21 protein-coding genes are annotated in these 20966 nt (G+C 44.0%); 6 read left to right on the top strand and 15 right to left on the bottom strand.

Translation table 11 applies throughout. The features are described 5' to 3' along the window. Nucleotides 1-4 precede the first annotated feature (4 nt). Nucleotides 5-454, bottom strand: coding sequence for an RES family NAD+ phosphorylase (locus GVO60_RS00285; RefSeq protein WP_159650486.1), 450 nt, complete (start codon nt 452-454; stop codon nt 5-7). Beyond that, nucleotides 454-879: an Xre family toxin-antitoxin system antitoxin gene (locus tag GVO60_RS00280; RefSeq protein ID WP_159650484.1), complete on the bottom strand. Its 426-nt coding sequence runs from the start codon at nt 877-879 to the stop codon at nt 454-456. The genes GVO60_RS00285 and GVO60_RS00280 overlap by 1 nt, the downstream gene beginning before the upstream one ends. A gap of 265 nt (nt 880-1144) precedes the next feature. Between GVO60_RS00280 and GVO60_RS00275 the strand changes: the two genes are divergently transcribed. The 4 genes from GVO60_RS00275 to GVO60_RS00260 all read left to right on the top strand — a co-directional run bounded on the left by GVO60_RS00275 (nt 1145) and on the right by GVO60_RS00260 (nt 3762). Continuing rightward, nucleotides 1145-1864 carry a carbonic anhydrase gene (locus GVO60_RS00275; RefSeq protein WP_159650483.1) on the top strand — a complete coding sequence of 240 codons (720 nt, stop codon included), beginning with the start codon at nt 1145-1147 and terminating at the stop codon, nt 1862-1864. 265 nt (nt 1865-2129) lie between these two features. Continuing rightward, nucleotides 2130-2870 (top strand): class I SAM-dependent methyltransferase, encoded by a 741-nt coding sequence (locus GVO60_RS00270; protein ID WP_159650481.1) that lies wholly within the window; start codon nt 2130-2132, stop codon nt 2868-2870. A gap of 3 nt (nt 2871-2873) precedes the next feature. Beyond that, nucleotides 2874-3299, top strand: a complete 426-nt coding sequence (locus GVO60_RS00265) for a hypothetical protein (RefSeq protein WP_159650480.1) — start codon at nt 2874-2876, stop codon at nt 3297-3299. 7 nt (nt 3300-3306) lie between these two features. Continuing rightward, complete coding sequence (locus tag GVO60_RS00260; protein ID WP_159650479.1) at nt 3307-3762, top strand: GNAT family N-acetyltransferase; 456 nt, start codon at nt 3307-3309, stop codon at nt 3760-3762. 48 nt (nt 3763-3810) lie between these two features. Here GVO60_RS00260 and yghU read toward each other — a convergent pair whose 3' ends face one another. Together yghU and GVO60_RS00250 are read right to left on the bottom strand one after the other, a co-directional pair. Then, a complete protein-coding gene (gene yghU, locus GVO60_RS00255; protein WP_159650478.1) occupies nt 3811-4671 on the bottom strand; it encodes a glutathione-dependent disulfide-bond oxidoreductase in 861 nt (286 codons plus the stop codon). Nucleotides 4672-4833: 162 nt separating this feature from the next. Further along, a complete protein-coding gene (locus tag GVO60_RS00250) occupies nt 4834-5481 on the bottom strand; it encodes an HAD family hydrolase (RefSeq protein WP_159650477.1) in 648 nt (215 codons plus the stop codon). A 330-nt stretch (nt 5482-5811) separates the two neighbouring features. On the opposite strand from GVO60_RS00250, the gene GVO60_RS00245 reads away from it, so the two are divergent. Both GVO60_RS00245 and GVO60_RS00240 read left to right on the top strand, forming a co-directional pair. Then, the gene (locus GVO60_RS00245) at nt 5812-6432 is read left to right on the top strand and encodes a heme-binding beta-barrel domain-containing protein (protein WP_159650476.1); all 621 of its coding nucleotides are present in this window, start codon (nt 5812-5814) and stop codon (nt 6430-6432) included. A 185-nt stretch (nt 6433-6617) separates the two neighbouring features. Continuing rightward, nucleotides 6618-7493: an NAD(P)-dependent oxidoreductase gene (locus tag GVO60_RS00240; protein ID WP_159650475.1), complete on the top strand. Its 876-nt coding sequence runs from the start codon at nt 6618-6620 to the stop codon at nt 7491-7493. A 242-nt stretch (nt 7494-7735) separates the two neighbouring features. Here GVO60_RS00240 and katG read toward each other — a convergent pair whose 3' ends face one another. The 11 genes from katG to GVO60_RS00185 all read right to left on the bottom strand — a co-directional run bounded on the left by katG (nt 7736) and on the right by GVO60_RS00185 (nt 20946). Then, a complete protein-coding gene (gene katG / locus GVO60_RS00235) occupies nt 7736-9910 on the bottom strand; it encodes a catalase/peroxidase HPI (RefSeq protein WP_159650474.1) in 2175 nt (724 codons plus the stop codon). Nucleotides 9911-10205: 295 nt separating this feature from the next. After that, nucleotides 10206-11237: an NADPH-dependent curcumin/dihydrocurcumin reductase gene (curA, locus tag GVO60_RS00230; protein WP_159650473.1), complete on the bottom strand. Its 1032-nt coding sequence runs from the start codon at nt 11235-11237 to the stop codon at nt 10206-10208. Nucleotides 11238-11325: 88 nt separating this feature from the next. Then, nucleotides 11326-11910 (bottom strand): TetR/AcrR family transcriptional regulator, encoded by a 585-nt coding sequence (locus GVO60_RS00225; RefSeq protein WP_159650471.1) that lies wholly within the window; start codon nt 11908-11910, stop codon nt 11326-11328. A 67-nt stretch (nt 11911-11977) separates the two neighbouring features. Continuing rightward, the gene (locus tag GVO60_RS00220) at nt 11978-13687 is read right to left on the bottom strand and encodes a sensor domain-containing diguanylate cyclase (protein WP_159650469.1); all 1710 of its coding nucleotides are present in this window, start codon (nt 13685-13687) and stop codon (nt 11978-11980) included. Between the two features lie 154 nt (nt 13688-13841). Continuing rightward, nucleotides 13842-14156, bottom strand: coding sequence for a N(4)-acetylcytidine aminohydrolase (gene yqfB / locus GVO60_RS00215; protein WP_159650467.1), 315 nt, complete (start codon nt 14154-14156; stop codon nt 13842-13844). Beyond that, entirely contained in the window at nt 14156-15373 is a 1218-nt protein-coding gene (locus GVO60_RS00210; RefSeq protein ID WP_159650466.1) for a DEAD/DEAH box helicase, read from the bottom strand. Before GVO60_RS00210 ends, yqfB begins: the two co-directional genes overlap by 1 nt. An 80-nt stretch (nt 15374-15453) precedes the next feature. Then, nucleotides 15454-15891 carry a hypothetical protein gene (locus tag GVO60_RS00205; RefSeq protein WP_159650464.1) on the bottom strand — a complete coding sequence of 146 codons (438 nt, stop codon included), beginning with the start codon at nt 15889-15891 and terminating at the stop codon, nt 15454-15456. Nucleotides 15892-15899: 8 nt separating this feature from the next. After that, a complete protein-coding gene (locus GVO60_RS00200; protein ID WP_159651392.1) occupies nt 15900-16367 on the bottom strand; it encodes an OsmC family protein in 468 nt (155 codons plus the stop codon). A gap of 144 nt (nt 16368-16511) precedes the next feature. After that, entirely contained in the window at nt 16512-18656 is a 2145-nt protein-coding gene (locus tag GVO60_RS00195) for a sensor domain-containing diguanylate cyclase (protein ID WP_159650462.1), read from the bottom strand. A gap of 148 nt (nt 18657-18804) precedes the next feature. Further along, nucleotides 18805-20484: an RluA family pseudouridine synthase gene (locus tag GVO60_RS00190; RefSeq protein ID WP_159650460.1), complete on the bottom strand. Its 1680-nt coding sequence runs from the start codon at nt 20482-20484 to the stop codon at nt 18805-18807. A 60-nt stretch (nt 20485-20544) separates the two neighbouring features. After that, complete coding sequence (locus tag GVO60_RS00185; RefSeq protein ID WP_159650459.1) at nt 20545-20946, bottom strand: hypothetical protein; 402 nt, start codon at nt 20944-20946, stop codon at nt 20545-20547. Nucleotides 20947-20966 lie beyond the last annotated feature (20 nt).

The following is a 20966-nucleotide window of genomic DNA, read 5'->3' as shown; positions in this document are numbered from 1 at the left end:
GAAACTAAGTCACCAATCTCTCATCAAACGGAAAGTGAATCACTTCCACAATATTTGCTTTCGTAGCGGCGGGATGGCTTGAATTAAATAGGTAGTTGGTAGATTCAGGGAGAATTGCACTCGGGACTTTGGCAAGTAAGGTGTGGCCATCTTTCAGCCATTCGTTTCCAATAGCTTGCGTGGTTCTTTCGTTCTTTGTCCAATTACTTTTTAACTTGGGTAAGTAGCTTTGAGCCAGTTCATTATCGTCGATTTCAACTTTGAGCAGTTTGAATCGGTCAGGCAAATCTTCTAGATCGATATCTAAGCCAGCTAAAACCTCAAGTAGTGCGAGTGCAGGGTGTTCTGCAAGATAGACGATAAGGTGGCCTTGAGAATGCCACCTTCCACTTGCTTTAAGTCCGCCAATACCTTTTAAATCTTCAAAATCTGATATTCGCCAAAGTATCGCCATTAGAAATATCCAGATTCGATTCTCAAGAGCAATTGTTCGACAATGTTGCCACCAAACTCATCTTGCATGGCTTCTTTTGGAGTTCGCCCATCAAGTTTTTTCTTAGGTTTACTTAGCCAGTTATTCGCTTTTTGCTCGTTGCCAAACACAGCAACTGCTTGAGCGGTTAATCGAGCTGCGCGAATGACTTTTGCGCTTTCATCTCGAGTCAGTTTTTCGGATTTGCTGACACGATGCGATAAGGTTCGGCTAGGGATCACCCAGTTCAGTTCTTGTTTCTTAAATCCGTGTTCAATCAACGTATTTATTACTGACGGGTCGACACCATCACGCACTAGATTTGAAAGGTCTAGTTCATTGTCTATAGACCAGCCAAACCAAGTATTTAAGTTTGCATTCGCTGCAGTTTCGATTGTGGTAGACATAGTGAGTCACCTCTTAGGCAATATGCCATTATTTTAGCGCATTTTGCTAATTGGTCAAATTTACGCCCAGACACTCGTCAAAAGAAGGGGATTTTTGCTCAATATTGCTTTGTAGCACGCATTTACTTATTGAGAATCAGCGCGATTGCAATTCCTTTGAACATGGTTCGAAAGTTAGTATGAAAACAAAGATTACTCTCTACTTTAAGACAGTTATGTCGACTTATGATGTCTAGGACACCGTTGGCGATATAAGGAAAGAGAAATGAAAAAATCAATTTTAGCATTAGGTCTTTGTACTGTGTTTGCAGCGTCAGCGCAGGCGGCGAACTGGGGATATGAAGGCGAACATGGACCTGAACACTGGGGAGAGTTTGCTTCTGAATGTGCAAATGGTAAAAACCAAAGTCCAGTGAATATTGAGTCGGCTACCGACGCTGATTTGAAAGATCTGCAATTTGATTACCAAGGCAAAGTGATTTCGTTACTAAACAATGGTCACACTTTGCAAACCAGTTTAGAGGGAAGCAATACATTAAAAGTGGATGGTAAAGCGTTTCAACTGAAACAGTTCCACTTCCATACGCCTTCTGAAAACCATGTTGATGGCAAAGAGTACCCGTTAGAAGCGCATTTCGTTCATGCGGATGAGCAGGGCAATTTGGCCGTTGTTGCGGTATTTTTTAAACTTGGTGAGTCGAATTCAACGTTAGCTAAACTACTACAAAACATACCGAGCAAAGATCAAAATATTGCGATTAAAGTGCCGTTTGATGCGAACGCTCTAATTCCAAGGGACAAAGAGTATTACCGCTTTAGTGGATCGTTGACTACTCCACCATGCTCTGAAGGGGTTCGTTGGTTAGTGTTTAAAGATGTACAGAGCATCTCGCCGGAACAAGTAAAACAATTCGCCAACGTGATGGGAGAGAACAACCGTCCAATTCAAGCCTTAAATGCACGCGTTATTCTCGAAAATCAGTAGCTCGCTATCCTAGAGTATTAGATTGTCTAGTACGACTTAGCTAAAGCAATGGGTTCAGTGCGAATCCATTGTTTTTATCGTTAAAACAGCCGTTAAGCAATAATTGAATACCGAAAATCGGCTCATACAATGAGTGTGACATACATCTAGTTATCTCAGGATAAATTCCTTTTCTTTGCTCCTTCAATGCTATTAGTGATGTTGATTTGAGAGACAGCCCACTGAAGGGGAGTCTAAGTTCGAGCGATTTGCTATAGGAGGAAGGATGTCAGTTCATACTTTGTTTAGTCATAAATCAGAGCTCTATGAGTCAGCTCGGCCACTATACCCTGAAGCCTTGTTTGAGTACTTGTCTACTGTTGCACCGGCTACAGAAGCTGTGTGGGATTGCGCATGTGGAAACGGGCAGGCAGCAGACAGCTTGCTGCGTTACTTTCAAAATGTGGCTGCAACGGACGTGAGTACGGCGCAAATCGAAAATGCGAAGCAACATCCGAAGATTAAGTATTCAGTCTGCTCATCAGAAAACAGTGGTTTTGATGGCGGTGCTTTCGACTTAGTTTGTGTGGCTCAGGCATTGCATTGGTTTGATTTTGATAAGTTTTGGCCGGAGGTTAGGCGAGTACTTAAACCGGGAGGCGTCTTTGCTGCTTGGGGCTACACTTGGCCTTGTGTGAGTAGTGAGATAGACCAAGAATTGAAATGTTCGATTTTAGATAAGATTGAACCTTATTGGGCTCCTCAGAACCGATTGCTTTGGGATCACTATCGAGACGTAGAGTTTCCTTTCACTCAACTGTCGCCACCCTCATTTGAAATGAAAGTGGACTGGACGTTAGATGAGTACCTAGATTTCATTTGTACTTTTTCAGCGACTAGGCTTTGCATAGATGAGCATGGGGATGAGTTCATCAAACAGGCTCGCAAGATGCTGCTAGAGCTATGGGGTGATGGTAAAAAGGAAGTGAATCTAGATTTTGTTCTCTACGTGGGTAAGGTGCAGTAAACGATGAGTTTGAAGACGTTAAAGCAGCTCTATTGGCGAGAGAGCAAGGAACAACTGGTAGATCTGCACGAGGTGGATGATCTTGATATTGATTCTGCCGATATAGAGCAGTGGCAGCGGTGTAAAAGAGCGATAAGTGAAAGCGATGTCTCAAACAGTCATTGGATAAAAACCTGTACGGGCGGTTACATCACGGAGGTTTGTTTTCACTCTGATGGTACTCTTGAAGAGTTTCGCCTGTTTGACCGTTTCGCGACGAAAGGGTGTTGGAAGGTCGAAGATGGACTGCTTAATGTTGATATCTACAAAGGCGAAAATCACTATCACTTTTCTGTTGTTGGAAACGGTGAAATCAACATACACTCAGCGGTTGAGTATAAAAATGGAGAACTGCACTCTTATCTAAAGTTGGCACAGGTAAAGGCATAAACAGAATATGGAAATTAAAATTGATGACCTAAATGGCGGCGAAGTGATTCAGCTGCTCGAAGAACACTTGGCAGATATGTATGCCACATCGCCACCAGAGAGTGTTCATGCACTTGATGTTTCGGCGTTAAAATCACCAGAAATCACTTTTTACAGCAGTTGGCGTGACGATGAGTTATTGGGCTGTGTTGCGATTAAAGCGCTTGATAATACTCATGTCGAACTCAAATCAATGCGTACATCGAACAATGCCAGAAACCAAGGGGTGGCGTCTAAACTGCTGAGTCATGTCATTGAGCAAGCGCGCGAGAAAGGCTTTGCAACAATCAGCTTAGAAACGGGCTCTCAAGAGTTCTTCAAGCCAGCGCGTTCGCTATATGAGAAGTATGATTTTAGTTACTGTGAACCGTTCGGAGATTACCAAGAAGACCCTCACAGTCGATTTATGACTCGTCAACTGTAAGCTAATAGAGAAACGGCTTAGTGAAGAACTAAGCCGTTTTTTACTTTGTTATTCAGGTTTTAGTGCTAACACCTTATCAATGTCAGCGGCACTGTTGCGCTGAGGGACTTGTTCCCACTCTTCACCCCATGAGCGGTTAACCATACGCCCGCGTTGTACCGCTTCACGTTGTTCAATCTCTTTCGCCCAACGAAGCACATTGGTATAACCCTCAGTTTGCAAGAACTCAACGGCATCGTAGGCATTACCTAACGCGACATTGCCATACCACGGCCAAGTCGCAATGTCAGCGATGGTGTATTCGTCTCCAGCTAAGAAGCGCGTTTTAGCCAGTTGCTTATCGAGTACATCGAACTGACGTTTAGCTTCCATGGTGAAGCGATTGATAGGGTATTCAAACTTCTCTGGCGCATAAACATAGAAGTGACCGAAACCACCGCCAAGATACGGTGCAGACCCCTGAAGCCAAAATAGCCAGTTCATCGTACGTGTTCTTGCTTCAACCTCTTTTGGCAAGAAGTGACCAAACTTCTCGGCAAGGTAAAATAGAATGTTACCCGATTCAAAGACATTGATTGGCTCTGCACCAGAGCGATCAACCAGAGCTGGAATTTTTGAGTTAGGGTTGATCTCAACAAAGTCTGAACCAAATTGATCGCCATCACCGATTTTGATCAAGTAAGCATCATACTCAGCTTCTGAAACCCCTAGCGCAAGCAGTTCTTCAAGCATGATGGTGACTTTCTGACCGTTAGGTGTTCCCATCGAATATAGCTGGATAGGGTTTTGGCCGATAGGCAGCGTTTGTTCATGACGAGCGCCTGAATCAGGACGATTAATGCTCGCCCATTGGCCGCCGCTTTCGTCGTCCATTGTCCAAACTCTTGGTGGTTGATATTGATTTGTCATTGTTATTCCTTATCCAAAGTAATGTCCGGCATTAACTATCATTGGGTTAGGATAAGGAAATAAAAAGAGTTGAATGTCAAAAGTGTTAGAACAGAAAGTTATTGGCAAGTGCAGCGAAGAATAATAGCAAGCCTGATGCGGTGATTCAGGCTTGCTCGAACATCAGCTCTGTTTTAGATAAGCCAATACATCAGTTAGAGAGGGCATGATTGCGTGACCTAGCGCCTTTATTTCACCACAAGGCTCTACAAGGTCAGGGATTTGGTAAGTGGTCATGTGTGCAGCTACAGCACTACGAACGCCATTATTAGAGTCTTCAAAGGCAATACATTGAGTGGGCTCAACATTCAGTCGGCTTGCTGCAAGCAGGTAAATTTCAGGGTCGGGTTTACCGTGCGACACTTCACAGCCACAAGTAAGATTGTCAAAATAGTGGTAAAGCCCTGCCAATTGGAGTTTGATTGTAGCAACTTCACGATGAGTAGACGTGGCGACCGCTGTCGGGATCCCGTTCTCTTTTAGCCAATTAAGTAGCTCGATAACGCCTTGCTTAACGGGAATGGCTTGGTGCTTAACAATCGCATCATAGCTTACGCGCCACTCTGCGTGCAGTGCTTCGTAATGTTCGCCGTAAGCTTGACGAAAAATCGTTTCAATTCCAGCGGAGTTACGACCAATAATCGAGAGATAAACATCTTCGTAGAATGGTTGGCCGACCGTTTCGCACGCTTGTTTAAACACGCGCATACAGACACGCTCTGTGTCGAGTAAAAGGCCATCCATATCAAAGATGGCTGCTTGAAATTTCATGTGACTGCTTAATTAACATGGTGATAGTTATCTTGATTTTGGCACAGTTGCTCAGATGAGTAAAAGGGTTAGATTCGTTTGCAGAGAATGTAGAGCCCTGAGAGTTTAGGAATCGAGAATGCAATTATATGTTGAAATATCGTTATGTAACGTTTGGTTATTTATAAATACAGATGCAAAGAATCGGTAAATAATGTCTCAGATGAATTATAGAAATATTCCTTTACATTGGAGGATTCATTTTAGAGCAAAAAATGATCTGGATTAATAATTAGAATACACAGTTCTCTATATTTCCAACCAGAAAAGTCAAATATAAAGGAAATAATAATGAAAAAGCTCATCGCACTTGGTATTTCAATGGCAATATCTGCACCAGTATTAGCCGATCACAATGAAATTGATGGTATGGATTTTGGTCCACTAGCGCAGTTGGTTGGAACGTGGAAATCTGTAGAAACGGGTGGTGTAGACATGTCTCCTGCTCAAGAAGGTTCAGAGCAAGGTAAAGGTGCACCAGCGGTTACCCCTTTCTATGAGGTGATGACATTTGAAGTCGCAGCAGATGCGACAAATGCCAGCGATCAATATTTAGTAGCGCTATATTACAAACAAGAAGTATTTAGAAAAACAGACGACTCTAAATTTCATGATCAGCGCGGATATTTTATTTACGACCAAAAGAATCAAATTGTTTACAACTCATTTTGTGTACCTAGAACAACATGTGTAACTGCTGAAGGTCCTGCAGGAAATACAATGACGTTAAAGGCGTCTAAGCGTGGTATCGCTGAGTCAGAATATATGACTGACAACGCGAAGACGACAGACTTTTCGATGAATATTGCTATCGAAGCAGATAAATTAACATACTCGCAAACCAGTTCTTTAGAAATATACGGCCAAGCATTTGCTCATACTGATTCGAGCACATTGGTGAAAGTGAAGTAACTTAGCTTTACTGATTTAATCTAATGTAAAAGCCCCTTAATTGGGGCTTTTTGCTCTTTATGCCTGTTACATGGTTTGTAGGATTGATGCGGTTAGCTTCTAACAACACTTTAATCTTGTTAATTTGTAATTAAATGTTTAGTACACTGCGGTGACTATAAGTAAATAACACGAGAGAGAAAGTCATGACAAAGCGAGTTGCGTTTGTTGGGTTAGGGGTCATGGGATATCCGATGGCTGGATACCTAAGTAAGGCTGGTCACGAAACTAAGGTGTTTAACCGCACATTCGAAAAAGCGGCAAAATGGGCTGGAGAATTTCAAGGTACCGCGTGCGAAACACCGAAACAAGCGGCTCAAGAGTGCGATGTTGTGTTCGTTTGTGTTGGCAATGATGATGATGTTCGCAGCGTTGTTTATGGTGAAGAAGGGATATTAGTAGGCCTTAAGCCTGGTGCTGTACTGGTGGATCACACAACGACATCGGCAGAACTGGCAATCGAACTTGCAGAGGCTGCGCAGCAGAACGGCAATACCTTTATTGATGCGCCTGTATCTGGTGGTCAAGCTGGCGCTGAAAACGGCGTTCTCACTATTATGTGCGGCGGCGAGCAATCAGTATTTGATGTGGTTGCACCGATTATGGATGTTTACGCTAAGCAGATGACGTTACTGGGTGAAAATGGCCAAGGTCAACGCTGCAAAATGGTTAACCAGATCTGTATTGGTGGTATTTTACAGGGCTTAAGTGAAGCGCTGCTTTTAGCTCAGAAATCAGGGTTAGACATCGAACAAGTCGTCGATACATTGAAGCATGGCGCAGCAGGGTCGTGGCAAATGGAAAATCGTGCCGTGACAATGTCACAAGATAAGTTTGATTTTGGTTTTGCTATTGATTGGATGCGTAAAGACTTGGGCTTTTGTTTGAAAGAAGCCGAGCGCGTAGGCCTTGAGCTTCCCCTCACCAAAAAGGTGGATGAGCAATACGCCGACCTACAGCAAGACGGTTTTGGTCGAATGGACACTTCAGTACTGTTCAAAGCGGTTGCAAAGAATCAGTAGGTTGTTTGTTAGTAAAAGATAAACAGCTCTTTGGTGTCGAATAGTTTAAAGAAATTAAAATCATTCATAGCCAACTCTCCTAATATTGAGGTGCCGTTATGCACCTCTTTTCTCATGAACGTGCTACTTATTTAAACCTAGTGCAATTTCACTGGTTTTGCCAAATCTGTATAGCAGTATCTTCGTCAGCGAAAATAGAGAAATAGCCCCACTTGATTACAATAATCAAGCGGGGCTATGTTTTATTTCAGATCAAAGCGATCGGCATTCATCACTTTCGTCCAAACCGAGATGAAGTCTTTCGCGAACTTCTCTTGGTTGTCATCTTGAGCATAAACCTCAGCGTATGCACGCAAGATTGAGTTAGAGCCAAACACGAGATCTACGCGTGTTGCTGTCCATTTTTCATTTCCAGAATTACGCTCGACAATAGAGTAAGAGTTTCGTCCTGTTGGTTTCCATGAGTAGCGCATGTCGGTTAGGTTAACAAAAAAGTCGTTAGTTAATGCCCCAACGCGGTCTGTAAACACACCATGCTGACTGTCTGAATGGTTAGTACCGAGTACGCGCATACCACCGATTAATACTGTCATTTCTGGTGCCGTTAAACCGAGTAATTGCGCGCGGTCTAGCATCAGTTCTTCAGGGCTCACGGCATAATGTTGCTTCTGCCAGTTACGGAAACCGTCGGCAACGGGTTCTAATACACTGAATGACTCGATGTCAGTCTGCTCAAGTGTTGCGTCACCACGGCCTGGAGAGAAAGGCACTGCAAGCTCAAAACCAGCGGCTTTCACGGCTTGTTCAATACCCCAGTTACCAGCTAAAACAATGGTATCTGCAACACTGATGCCTGACTCTTGTGCAATGCTTTCGAGAACTGTAAGTACTTTCGCTAGTTTCTCTGGCTCGTTGCCTTGCCATTGGTTTTGTGGCGCTAGAAGAATACGAGCACCATTTGCGCCACCACGTTTGTCAGAGTTACGGTAAGTACGTGCACTATCCCAGGCTGTAGAAACCACCTCGCTGATGCTTAATCCGCTTGCTGCAATCTTCGCTTTCACTGCCTCGACATCGTAATCAACTCGGCCCGCAGGAATTGGGTCTTGCCACGTCAACTCTTCCGCGGGTACATCTGGACCAAAGTAACGAGATTTCGGGCCCATATCACGGTGAGTTAACTTAAACCAAGCGCGAGCAAAGGTTTCAGAGAAGTATGCTGGATCATTGTAGAATCGCTCTGAAATCTTACGGTATTCTGGGTCTAGTTTTAGCGCCATATCTGCATCAGTCATGATAGGGTTATGACGAATGCTTGGGTCTTCTACATCAACGGGTTTGTCTTCCTCTTTAATATTCACCGGTTCCCATTGCCAAGCACCTGCAGGGCTCTTTTGTAGCCACCAGTCATAGCTAAAGAGTAGGTGGAAGAAACCATTGTCCCATTGCGTTGGGTTTGTTGTCCAAGCGCCTTCCAGACCACTGGTGACAGTATCGCGGCCAATGCCTCGCGATTCATTATTAACCCAACCTAAGCCTTGCTCGTTAATATCTGCACGCTCTGGTTCAGCGCCAAGTTTAGATGCGTCGCCATTACCGTGAGCTTTACCCACAGTGTGACCACCGGCTGTCAAAGCAACGGTTTCTTCATCGTTCATTCCCATGCGAGCGAATGTTTCGCGCATGTCTTTCGCTGTTTTAAGTGGATCAGGGTTACCATCAACGCCTTCTGGATTAACGTAAATAAGTCCCATCATCACAGCTGCCAGTGGATTTTCTAAATCTCGCTCGCCTGAATAACGGCTGTTTTCTGCGCCACTTTCTGCAAGCCATTCTTGCTCTGCACCCCAATAGATGTCTTTTTCTGGGTGCCAGATGTCTTCGCGGCCAAAAGCGAAGCCAAACGTGCTTAGTCCCATTGATTCGTAGGCCATATTACCCGCGAGGATCATAAGATCGGCCCAGCTGATTTTATTGCCGTATTTTTGTTTGATTGGCCACAATAAACGACGTGCTTTGTCTAAGTTGCCGTTGTCTGGCCAAGAGTTGAGAGGAGCAAAGCGTTGATTACCGGTATCAGCACCACCACGGCCGTCACCAATGCGATAAGTGCCTGCTGAGTGCCAAGCCATACGAATCATTAGACCGCCATAGTGTCCCCAGTCTGCTGGCCACCACTCTTGACTGTTGGTCATTAGCGTTTTTAGATCTGACTTAAGGGCTTCAACATCTAGCTTTTCAAGCTCTTCTCGATAGTTGAAATCAATACCCATAGGATTAGATTTGTGATCATGTTGATGAAGAATGTCTAGATTGAGTGCATTTGGCCACCAAGCTACGTTTGATGTTTCAGAAGAGGTAGCTCCGCCATGCATGACAGGACATTTTCCGCCAGTATTTGTATTTTTATGTTCCATGATTTGCTCCTAGTGTGTCACATTGTTCGCGGTCGCCAACTACGGTTTATATGGCAATCGGACTAAATTTGGGTGGGAGCCCAATAAGCCCCTACTTGATGTAGTGAGAATAGTGGCTAGAGCGACATTTATAAATCTGGTTGTGGCTATGTTATTGATAGGTTTTTTCTATCTTTACAATATCAAAGGGATAGGGGAGTCGTGAGGGTGAGAAAGTTAAGCAAAAGGGCGACTCGTTGCGAGAGTCGCCCTTGTTAAACGGGGTTATTTGATGGGAAGCGGGTAGGCAATCGACTTATATTGGCTGGTTAGTTTGAATGACTAGTTTGCCGAAGTTCTTTCCTTCAAGTAGACCAATGAAAGCTTCTGGTGCATTTTCTAAGCCTTCTATTAAATGCTCGCGATAATGAATTTTCCCTTCTGATAACCATTGCGTCATTTGAGTGGCAAACTCACCGTAGCGATGTGCGTAGTCATCAAAAATGATGAAACCCTGCATTTTGATTCGTTTGATCAGCAATTGTGCCATTAACATAGACATGCGATCTGGGCCTTCAGGCAGTGCCGTTGCATTGTACTGTGAAATTAAGCCACAAAGAGGAACGCGTGCACCTGTGTTAAGCAGTGGCATGACAGCATCAAACACTTTGCCGCCTACGTTTTCAAAATAGACATCGATACCTTGGTCGCAAGCTGCAGTTAACTGTTCTGCGAAATCAGGGGCTTTGTGATCAATACATTCATCAAAGCCAAGTTGTTCTTTAGCGTAGCGACATTTCTCTTCACCGCCAGCCACACCTATGACGCGACAACCTTTGAGCTTACCAATTTGGCCAACCATAGAGCCCACAGCGCCTGTTGCAGCGGCGACCACTAGGGTATCCCCTTCTTTTGGCTGACCAATGTCAAGTAAGCCCATATAAGCGGTAAAGCCAGGCATTCCCATTACGCCAAGTGCGTAAGAAGGGTGTTGTGGGTTCATCCCCATTTTAATTAAGCCTTCACCATCAGAAATGCCGTAATCTTGCCAGCCAGTAAAGGCTAACACCCATTCGCCTTGGTCAAAATTAGGGTGATTAGACTCGATAACTTGGCATACGCTACCGCCAACCATGGTTTCACCAATAGCAACGGGATCCGCGTAAGATTTAGCATCGCTCATGCGGCCTCGCATGTACGGGTCCAGAGATAAGTAGACACTTCTTAGTAATAGCTCTCCCTCTTTCGGTTTAGGGATTTCATTTTGCTCAAGACGGAAATTTTCAAGTGTTGGTGCGCCGACAGGGCGAGAAGCAAGTACGATTTGGCGGTTGGTAGAGTCAGACATTATAGTAGTTCCTTTATTAGACCGGTCGTCTAGTTGGTGTTTCAAAAAATCCCACTCAAGTATAACGGTTGAGCAGGATATTAATTTATTACGCTTGCAGCTGTTTCTTCGTTGTTGAAAAACATAACTGAAGGTGAGATTGATCTTGCATGAGTTTATTTAGCAAGCTAGCACCAAGCCATTGTTGGTACAGTTGAGCCGCAACCTCTTGGCTATTCATCTCAGCAATTGAACCATCAGAGATACCTCGATGAATTGCTTTTGCTAGTTGCTCTATTATCAGCTCTGCGCCACTCGCTAGTGACAAGCGCATTTTATCCGAAAGATCGGAAACCTCAGCACTAAGTTTGACTATCAAACACTTATTCGCGTTGCACACACCGTTATCAATCTCCAGCCAGCGAGAAAAATAATCTAGCAAACAGTCGCGACCTTTGAGATCAGGCTGTGTTAGCACTGGCTGAATTCGCGCAACATAAGTGCGGATATACTCTTCGATCAAAGCCTCTCCAAATTGTTCTTTGGATTTGAAGTAATGATAGAAAGAGCCTTTTGGCACTTCGGCAGTTTTAAGTAGCTCAGATAGTCCAACGGCAGTAAAGCCCTTGTTGACAATAAGCTGGTAGCCAACGTCTAAAATGTGTTGGCGTGTATCGTGTGTTTTAGCGTTCATGGCTGGCATCATAATACCAACTAGACCAGTCGTCTAGTAAATTATAATCCGCCTGCTTTTGAGAAGATCATTTTTTCTTTAACGGTAAAACATCGGATTGTGAGTTATGAGTTATCTCGCTTTTTGGATTGGCTTTCATTTGGCTATGAATGGCTTGGCTGCGGCCATTGTCTTTTGCTTGATAAAGAGCGGTGTCAGCAACTTTAACCAGTTCATCAGGTGAGGCGTTGAGATCTGGGAATGTGACCACACCGATTGAAACGCCAAGCTGGCCAAGAGAGAGTCCTTTCATATCCAGATGGAGTTCTCGTACTTGCTCTACGATTTCATTCGCGATATCGAGAGAATGTTGAATACTCGTTTCAGGGCAAATAATGGCGAGCTCTTCACCGCCCAATCTACAGGCGACATGGTTGTCTGATATGGTTCGAGTCAGTAAGTTGGCGACCTCTTTGAGCACATAATCACCCGCATCATGGCCAAAATTATCATTAAAGCGTTTAAAGTGGTCGAGATCGAGCATCAATAGAGAAAGTGAAGATTGCTCTTGGCTCGCTTTAGACCACTCTTTATCCATCACTTCTTCAAAGTAACGACGGTTGAACAAGCTAGTTAATGGATCACGCATTGCCTGAGATCGTAGTTTCTCTTGCAATGATAGGTTAGCAAGTGCAAGCCCAAGGTGTTCAGCTAAAGTGAAGGCCAGTTGTTTAGTTGATTCTTGCACGTTTTGCTCAGGGAAATGAAGGTGGAACATACCGACGGTATTACCATGAGCTGTCAGCGGTACGCACATTGTTGTTCCATCATCTAAAACAGAGTTCATGTGGTTGCAGACTAAGTTGTGATGTTTTTCTTGTGATAGGTGGTATTTACCTTTACGCAGAGCCCAGCAATCATTAGGGGTATACACCTTACTTGCTGGCCATTCGCCGCCCCAATCCAGTTTAACTTCTAGTTGGTTACGAGATTCACGCATGATCGAAACGCAGCCGTTAATATCTCCTAAGATCCGTGGAATGATATCGGCCACCACGACTTGCGCCTCTTTAATCGTGTTACACGCAGCGAGCATGTTGGCCAATTGGTGTAGAAGCTCGATTTCTCTGGTACTTTTTTCTATCCGCGACTCTTGCAATTGTCGTTCGTGATTGACGACTTGAAGGATTTTTCTTTGGCTTATCCAGGAAGAAGTGATGAGTACAACCATAGAACAGGCCATTACTGCATATAGGATAAACTTTAAGTCAGTCGCCATTCCATAGAGAGCAGTCATAGGCATGGCAAGCCTTAGAACATAGATTGGACTGTGCCCATGTTCGTCATCGGCGAGCTCAAGTCGTTTAGCAACGTAAAGCAGTTCTTGATTCAAAGACTGACTAAATCGCTTGGAAATCCCGCTGTCAGTAGATAATGCGTCAACCACTTCAGGCCTTTGGCTGTGATCATCTAGCTGTTTTATTTCGCGCTGGCTTAGCTGCGAATCACCGAGCACTTGGCCAGTGCTATGAATGATAGTGAATCTTTGATTGTTGGCGGATTGCGACAGCTGATCAAGAAAGGCATCGATCTCGCTTGGTTCCATGTCGTAGAGATCCAAATGTTTCTCTTCGATTTGATAGGAGACGTCATCAATTAAATTGAGCATATAACCACTGACGATTCGGGTTATCCAATCATCCAGTGTTTTATTGTAGAAATAGCCTCCTAATATCATTGAAATAGCGAGCGCAATGATAGGAAGGTACTGAAACCTGCTTAGTGACGTTGTTCTCATACATCCTCACTTGAGTAATGTAGTTGATTTAGATAATTATATTTTTCTTAACTTTAGTTTAGACGCTAATTGAGATTGTGTGCTGTTACGGAGGAATTTGGAATGGAGATCATGGAATCGGCGCTGATAAATGGCATTCATCAGCGCCGATTAATTAAACAAGTTCGTAAGTGATAACAAACAATGTGTCGGTATTCGGGTAGATTTCGCGAATCAGTTGTTTGAGCTTTGGAAGTTCGATGTATTCCTGCTCGGCATGAAATTCGTTGATATCGTCAAAGTGAAGCGGTTCAACGGATAAGATTTTGACATCGCAAACTTTTTTGTCTGTTTCTAACGTATAAACTTCCACTTGTGTTCCTGGAACGTAGTGAGCTTCAGACTCATCGCGAATGGTGATGGTCTTCTTGCCAGATGCGACTAAAGGCGTCAAAAATTCAAAGAAGGTAATTTTAGTCGGTGTGCTCATTACTGCTCTTCCTTCTTTTCTCTTTTGTGTTTTGGTACGTAGTTAAGAATCGAGATTGGCACGGGTTTACGTGGTTCAAAGCCTTCGATTTCTCTACGCTCGATTAGGTGGCCTAAACGGCTTTCAATCATGCAAAGGTTTTTAAAGTTGTCTTTTGAAACAAACGAGATCGCTTCACCTGAAGCGTCAGCACGACCAGTACGACCAATGCGGTGAACATATTCATCAGCAGGGAATGGCAAGTCGTAGTTAATTACGCGTGATAAGCCTTCAATATCGATACCACGAGCACCCACACCCGTTGCGATCATGTATTGAATTTTGCCAGCTTTGAAGTCTTCTAATAGTGTTTTACGAATGGCTTGGCTGCGACCACTATGGAAAGCTTCCGCCATGATGCCACGCTTTTCTAACTGAGAAGCCAATTTAGCTGCGCCATGTTTGGTTTCGATGAAGATCAAAGCCTGATCCCAATCATTTTCTTTAATTAGGTGGCTAAGCAGTGCTGACTTTTTATCTTTATCAACGGTAATTAACCATTGCTCGATGTTTTTCTTTGATGCTTGATTAGCCGCGATAGAAATTTCATACGGGTCATGTACGGCTGTTTTAGCGAGATCACGAACTTTATTCGACAGTGTTGCAGAGAACAGCAAGTGCTGGATATCAACAGGTAGTCGATCAAGAATTTTATTGATGTCTTCAATGAATCCCATGTCGAGCATGCGATCCGCTTCATCCATTACCAGTATTTCGATCTCTTCAAAGTAAACAGCGCGCTTACCATACAGATCAAGTAGTCGACCTGGTGTTGCAATCAAAATATCTACGCCATCGATTAAGGCTTGCTTCTGTGGCTTTTCATCAACGCCGCCGTAAATAGCTAGAGAGGTCAGCGACAGGTGCTTACCGTAGTCACGAACCTTATCGTCGATCTGCTGAGCCAGTTCACGAGTAGGCGCAAGAATCAAAGCGCGAACGCGTTTCTTACGTTGAGTCTCACCTTGGGCAAGCTTTTCTAGAATCGGTAATACAAAGCTAGCAGTTTTACCAGTACCGGTTTGCGCTGCGGCAATGAGGTCTTCGCCTCTGAGAATTTCTGGGATCGCTTTGCTTTGAATTGTCGTTGGCTTAGCGTAGCCGAGCTCATTTATAGCATCTGTAATAGGTTGGCTAAGGCCGAGTTTGGAGAATGGCCCCAAATTGGTAGAAGACATCGTGACACTCTGTATTGGTTTTCGTAGAGGAAATAGTTCCCCGGATTGGCGCTGAGTGTATCATGAAGCAGCATAACTGATTAGCTTTGTTTTTCTAGGTACCAAGTCCCTTTGCATGGGCCGTTAGTGAGATGCCATTTGCCTTGAATTCGATTGTTCCCAGCGGTTGCGCTAAAACGATAATCCCATTGACGATTGGATGCGTAAAGAATCAGTTCATTTGATTCAGCGTTGATCCAACCTTTGAGGATGGTGCCATTGTAGGTCAGTGATAATGTGGCGAGACCATCGACAATTTTGCCGGTTATCGTGGTTCTTTCACACATGTTATTGCCGGTAACATCGACTCTGCGCCCGATCCATTCGCCGTCATGCGTTTTTGAAATTTCAAAATCAGGTGATGCGGGGAGTTTAGGAAAAGAGTCAGGGTTACCACTTCCGAACCATTGGTACTGTTGGCCGAACAAGATGAAAAGACCAAAGGCTACAAAAGTGAGCAGAGACCATTTGTGTTTCATGCTTGCTCCTAAAGAGTAATTTCTGTGGTGATTTCGGTTTTCACTGAATTGGCAATAAAGCAGTGCTGATGAGCTAGATGGTGCATTTTTTCAAGCTGCTCATAGCTGGGTTGCTTGTCGCCCACAAAGCAGATTTTTGGTCTAAGAGTGACTTGAGTTACCGATGTGTAACCTTTGTCATCTTCTTCCATGACGCCAATAGCATGATCGTCATATGAATCGATCACATAACGGCGTTTGGCGGCAATGCCCAGAAAAGTCAGCATATGGCAGCTTGAAATCGCAGCGATAAAGGCTTCTTCAGGGTCTACGTTTTCGGCGACCGAATAGGGGAGTGGAACAACATGTGGTGAGGATGAAGCAGGAACCGTTACGCCTCCATCAAACTCCCATGTGTGACCTCGGCTGTATTGGTTGTCGTAAAACGGTTCGTTTGTTTCTCTTTGCCAATGAACTTTCGCGCTGTAGTCGGCCATCATAACCCCCTCTTAAATCCCTTCAAGGCAGAGTAATGTGGATCAAGGCAAACTTCGACAGATAATAAAAATCGGTTGTTGAAACACCGACTTAGTTCACACCGTGATACGTCAGAACGAAGCCGGAAAAAATAAGGGAGATTGCTATGACGTGATAGGTTCGATAGTTGTCGTCCTACTTACCATGCTGAACTGGTTACGACCTTTTTCTTTCACTTTATATAGCTCTTTATCGGCAAGATTAAAGAGCGCATCGAAGTTGAGATTTTGACCTTCCATCAGGGTAAAACAAGAAGCACCCACAGACAGCGTCAGGTATTGATTGCACTGTGAGAGTGGATTCATCAGCTTTAGGCGCTTGATGCCTTTTTGCATTAGTTTAATTTTCTGGGTGACCAACTCGGCCGATTGACCATAACAAAGCACTAAGAATTCATCGCCACCGTAGCGAAACAGGTGATCGTTCTCATCGTTGAATGCTGCGCGCATTGTATTCGCAACTTGTTTTAATGCCATGTCACCATCGTGATGGCCATAAAAGTCGTTGAAGCCTTTGTAATAGTCAACATCGATCATAACGACAGCCATGTTGGTTTGCTCATTGGCGGCATTAGTGATCAGCCTTGGTGCGATGTTATCCAGTTGGTATCGATTGTTCAGCTCTGTAAGTGGGTCTGTTTTTGATAACACTTCGAGTTTTTGATTAACCTGCTGCAATCTCTGGCGTTGAACATGGTTCTCTAATGCAATAGCGATGAAGCTGGCTAATTGCTCAAATAAACTACGATGGTGTTGTTGGTATTGGTTCTGCTTATGGTGCTGAATAGATAGAAAACCAAGTACACGATGGCCAATGGTAATTGGCGTTAGTATCAATGATTGAATTGAAATACTGTTTTGGAGATTACTTCGGTCCATCTGTTCCGCGGTATCTTGTGGTACGAATGCTTTTAATGATTCAGTACCCACTTGATTGAGGTGCACGGTCGTACGATGCTTAACCACGTAGCTACCAACGGAGTATTCTGTCTTACAGTTAACATCAGACAAGTTGAGTTGGCCTGTATGGTTGTAGAAGTACTTATAGTTCAATATGTGGCTTTGCTCATCATACAAAGCGATACCAAACTCATCGGTTGGAAAAACTTGGCTTATCTTGTCGTAAATAGTCGGTAAATGTTCAGCAAGATTCTCAGTTGTTGCAACGTATTGACCAATCTCGGTAATCAAGCCGATATGTTCTTCCATCTTTGCTAAAAGCGTACGTTCTTGTTCTGCTTTCGCCTCTTCAACATTAGACAAGATCGACTGATGCTCTTTAAATTGAGTCATCGCATGGGCGTTTTCCGTCGCTGAGATAAACTGGTCTTGTAATTCGATAACTTTTTGGTGCAACCCTTGACGGCGATACAGCTTGATTAGCGTTTTGCACATAGTTGCAAAGAAGCCATAGTTATTCTCTGCTGTGATTTCGGTTTCAGCTTGCTGGCAAATTGACAGCGCGCGAGCGTAATGACCATGCGCTTCTAAAAACGCTGAAAAATGAACCAAGTTCTCGTGGCGGTTATGAGTATCGATGACTTGACCGTATATCTCGTCTGCCTGCTCAAAATTATGAATTACGCTCTCAGCGGACGCCGTTTCGTCTAGAGCCATGACTTGAGCAATATAACCAAACGCGATCGCTTGAATACGGCGATTATTGATTTTCACCGCTAAAGTTTTGGCGTGCTCAATGTGTTTGATCGCTTCATCGAACTTGCCCAGATGACCAAGCGCATAGCCCATGTTAAGCAAACAAATTGATTGATTGACTAGGTTGCTAATACGACGGCCACATTCTTCGCCCATTTCAGCAATAGCGAGTGCAGAATCGTATTGTTTCAGGCACAGGTGGAAATCGCTGATGTTAGTAAACGCGAGCGAGCGATAGTTATCATCAAGCAAATGACTGTTGTCTAAAACTGTTCGATAGAGCTGATATGCGCGTTGATATGCTTCGCGATCAGCGTAGATAGATCCCATCATTATGTGGGTATGCAAACGTAGAACAACATCGTTTGCTGTGCAGTAAGATAAACACTGTTCGTAATGCTCTAGTGCGAGGTCGAGATTGTCTTGTCGATCGTTTTTAATTCCGAGCAGAAAGTGGTGTTGAGCGAGTGGCAGCGTGAAGTTGTACTCAGAGCAGATTTTATTAACGCTCTGTTCTAAGAATTTGACTCCTTCCAATCCGTGGTAGATCTGTGCTTGGGAAAATACGGCTTGGATTTTTTGTAGTGCTGGCATCGGCTCTCCTATAGTGGACTGCCGATTATACGGTATGTAAGACGGAGTTGTTAGTCTATTTGAATAAAACTATTTTATCGAAATGATAAAATAGTTTTATAAAACAGTAGCTTCCAACAAGTTTTTGAACGATAAGCTCTTGTATTAGCTAGAATTCTGAATCGACTTGGAAACGCATTCTTTCCTTTGAATGGGGGTGATCAAGTTCAAGAAATTCTGCGTGTAGATGAAGACGATCCGCTTTTTGGCCGTAAAGCGCGTCACCAACCATGGCTGTATTTAGCCCTAAATGGTGAGCACAGTGAACACGTAGTTGGTGAGTTCGGCCTGTTTTAGGATAAAGCAGTAGCTTAGAGCGACCCTTTATGGTTTCAATTAGAGTCCAAGTGGTTAGCGCGGGTTTGCCATGTTCATAGCAGACTAATTGACGAGGGCGATCGTCTGGGTCGCCTCGCATCGGCAATTCAATTTGGCCTTTAGGCTCTTTGATTTCACCTTCCAGTAAGGCCACATAACGTTTTTCCACCGAGCGCGAGATAAATTGTTTTTGTAGGCTTTTGTTTGCACGTTTTGTTAAGGCAAATACAAGTAAACCAGAAGTCGCCATATCTAAACGGTGGATAACAAAAGGGCCTTCAACATCAGGGTGACGTTCTTGAAGTCGAGTATAAGCGGAATCTTTGATCGTTTTGCCCGGAACAGATAATAGGCCAGATGGCTTATTAACGACGACCATAGCCTCGTCTTCGAAAAGGATTTCCAGTTCTTTATCTTCAGCCCAGTTCTCTTCAAGTGGGTTGTCATCCACGGCCAATCCGTCAAGCATATGGCCAAGTATAGGTTGGCACTTGCTATTACATGATGGGTAAAAGCTCTTGTGTTGGCGAATTTCAGACTTTGGAGAGACTCCCCACCAGAACTCTGCCAACGCGAGAGGTTGAAACCCATGTAAATAAGCGAAATGGAGCAGTTTAGGTGCGGCACATTCTCCCGCGCCTGCTGGTGGTGTCGGGGTTGCAGTTGGTTTGAAGATGGCTTGCAGCGATTGCTCTTGGCCATTGGCATTTAAGAATCGGTATTGCTTGAACAACTTGTTTTGTAGCGTATTAGACATCTGTTTGCGCTGTTCTTTAAGCGCAATTAGTGATGTTTCAAGTTGAGTCAACTCTTGGTTGATCAGGGTAATTTTCTCATCCCACTCAAGCTTAAGATATTTTAGAACGTTCTTTTCAGCGACACTCTGCTTACTTAGTTCAACAAGACGCTCTTTTAGTGCTTCTGGCTCTAATGAGGCTTCTGCTTTTGCTCGCTCCGCTTTACGAGCTGCACGGCCTTCGATAATTTGTTGGCGCTGCTCTGATTCTTCTTGCTGATATTGAGCCTGATTAACCTTTAACGCCTCTCTAAGCTGTAAAAGTTTTGGGTTAGTTTGCTTGGTCTTTAGCTCATCATTAACAGCGGTTATATCGGCCAGTTCAGTGCGGAAAAAACTTTGTTCCGTGAGCATATCAAATACCGGTGGAACGAAGCCGGGCAATAAGTTTTGGTCCGCGATTTTACCTGAAAAAGCGGAGAGAAAACCGATCTCTCCCTGAGGCGATTTAACCAATAACACACCAAACATTTTGCCTGTCCCATTCTTGGTAGAGTCTAGGCCAAAATCATGCTGCCAATCTTGCTGGGTAAGCAAATGTTGCTGTAATTGTTCAGCTGCAAGAATACAGAGTGGATGAGGTTGATAATAAAAAGGAAACGTGAATTTTTCCGGCAGTGAATAGCCTTCGATAGAGGAGTGGAATCGGGTGAAGAGTTGATCGGGTTGGTGCATGGTTGGTTTCACTACAGGCAAAATACAAGGGCGTGATTTTACCTGTTTGCGATGGGAATGCTAGCGAATGTAATCAATCTGCGCGCTGATTAGCCAGTGCTCGACTTTGCCGTCATTTTTTTCAACCCATAGGTCATTATCGAAATGTTTAACGCGGCCTTTGATCGTTAAGGAGAGCTTGTTATCGACTACTTTTCCGACTCGGATAAAGGGATCTGAGCTGATAAGAAATGGTTCTACGTCTTCAATTGTTTCATCCGCTGGGATCAAAAAGTAGTGGTTTAACTTTCCATCTTGAGGTTTGGTTGAAATTGCTTTGTAGCCAACCAGTTTGTAGCTATCGCCGACAGGTTGATTGGTGATTTCAGGCCCAAGTCGTACATGAGTGGGAATAAATACGTACGCCATGAGGGCGCCAAATACAGCAATAAAGCCGAGGATAGAGAGTTTCGCTTTAGACATGATGGTTCAGCAAGTTTAGC

It is taken from the genome of Vibrio atypicus, from assembly GCF_009811315.1.
Taxonomy (GTDB): domain Bacteria; phylum Pseudomonadota; class Gammaproteobacteria; order Enterobacterales; family Vibrionaceae; genus Vibrio; species Vibrio atypicus.
The sequence above is the reverse complement of the archived record's forward strand: the minus strand, read 5'-3'. Positions and strand labels throughout refer to the sequence as shown.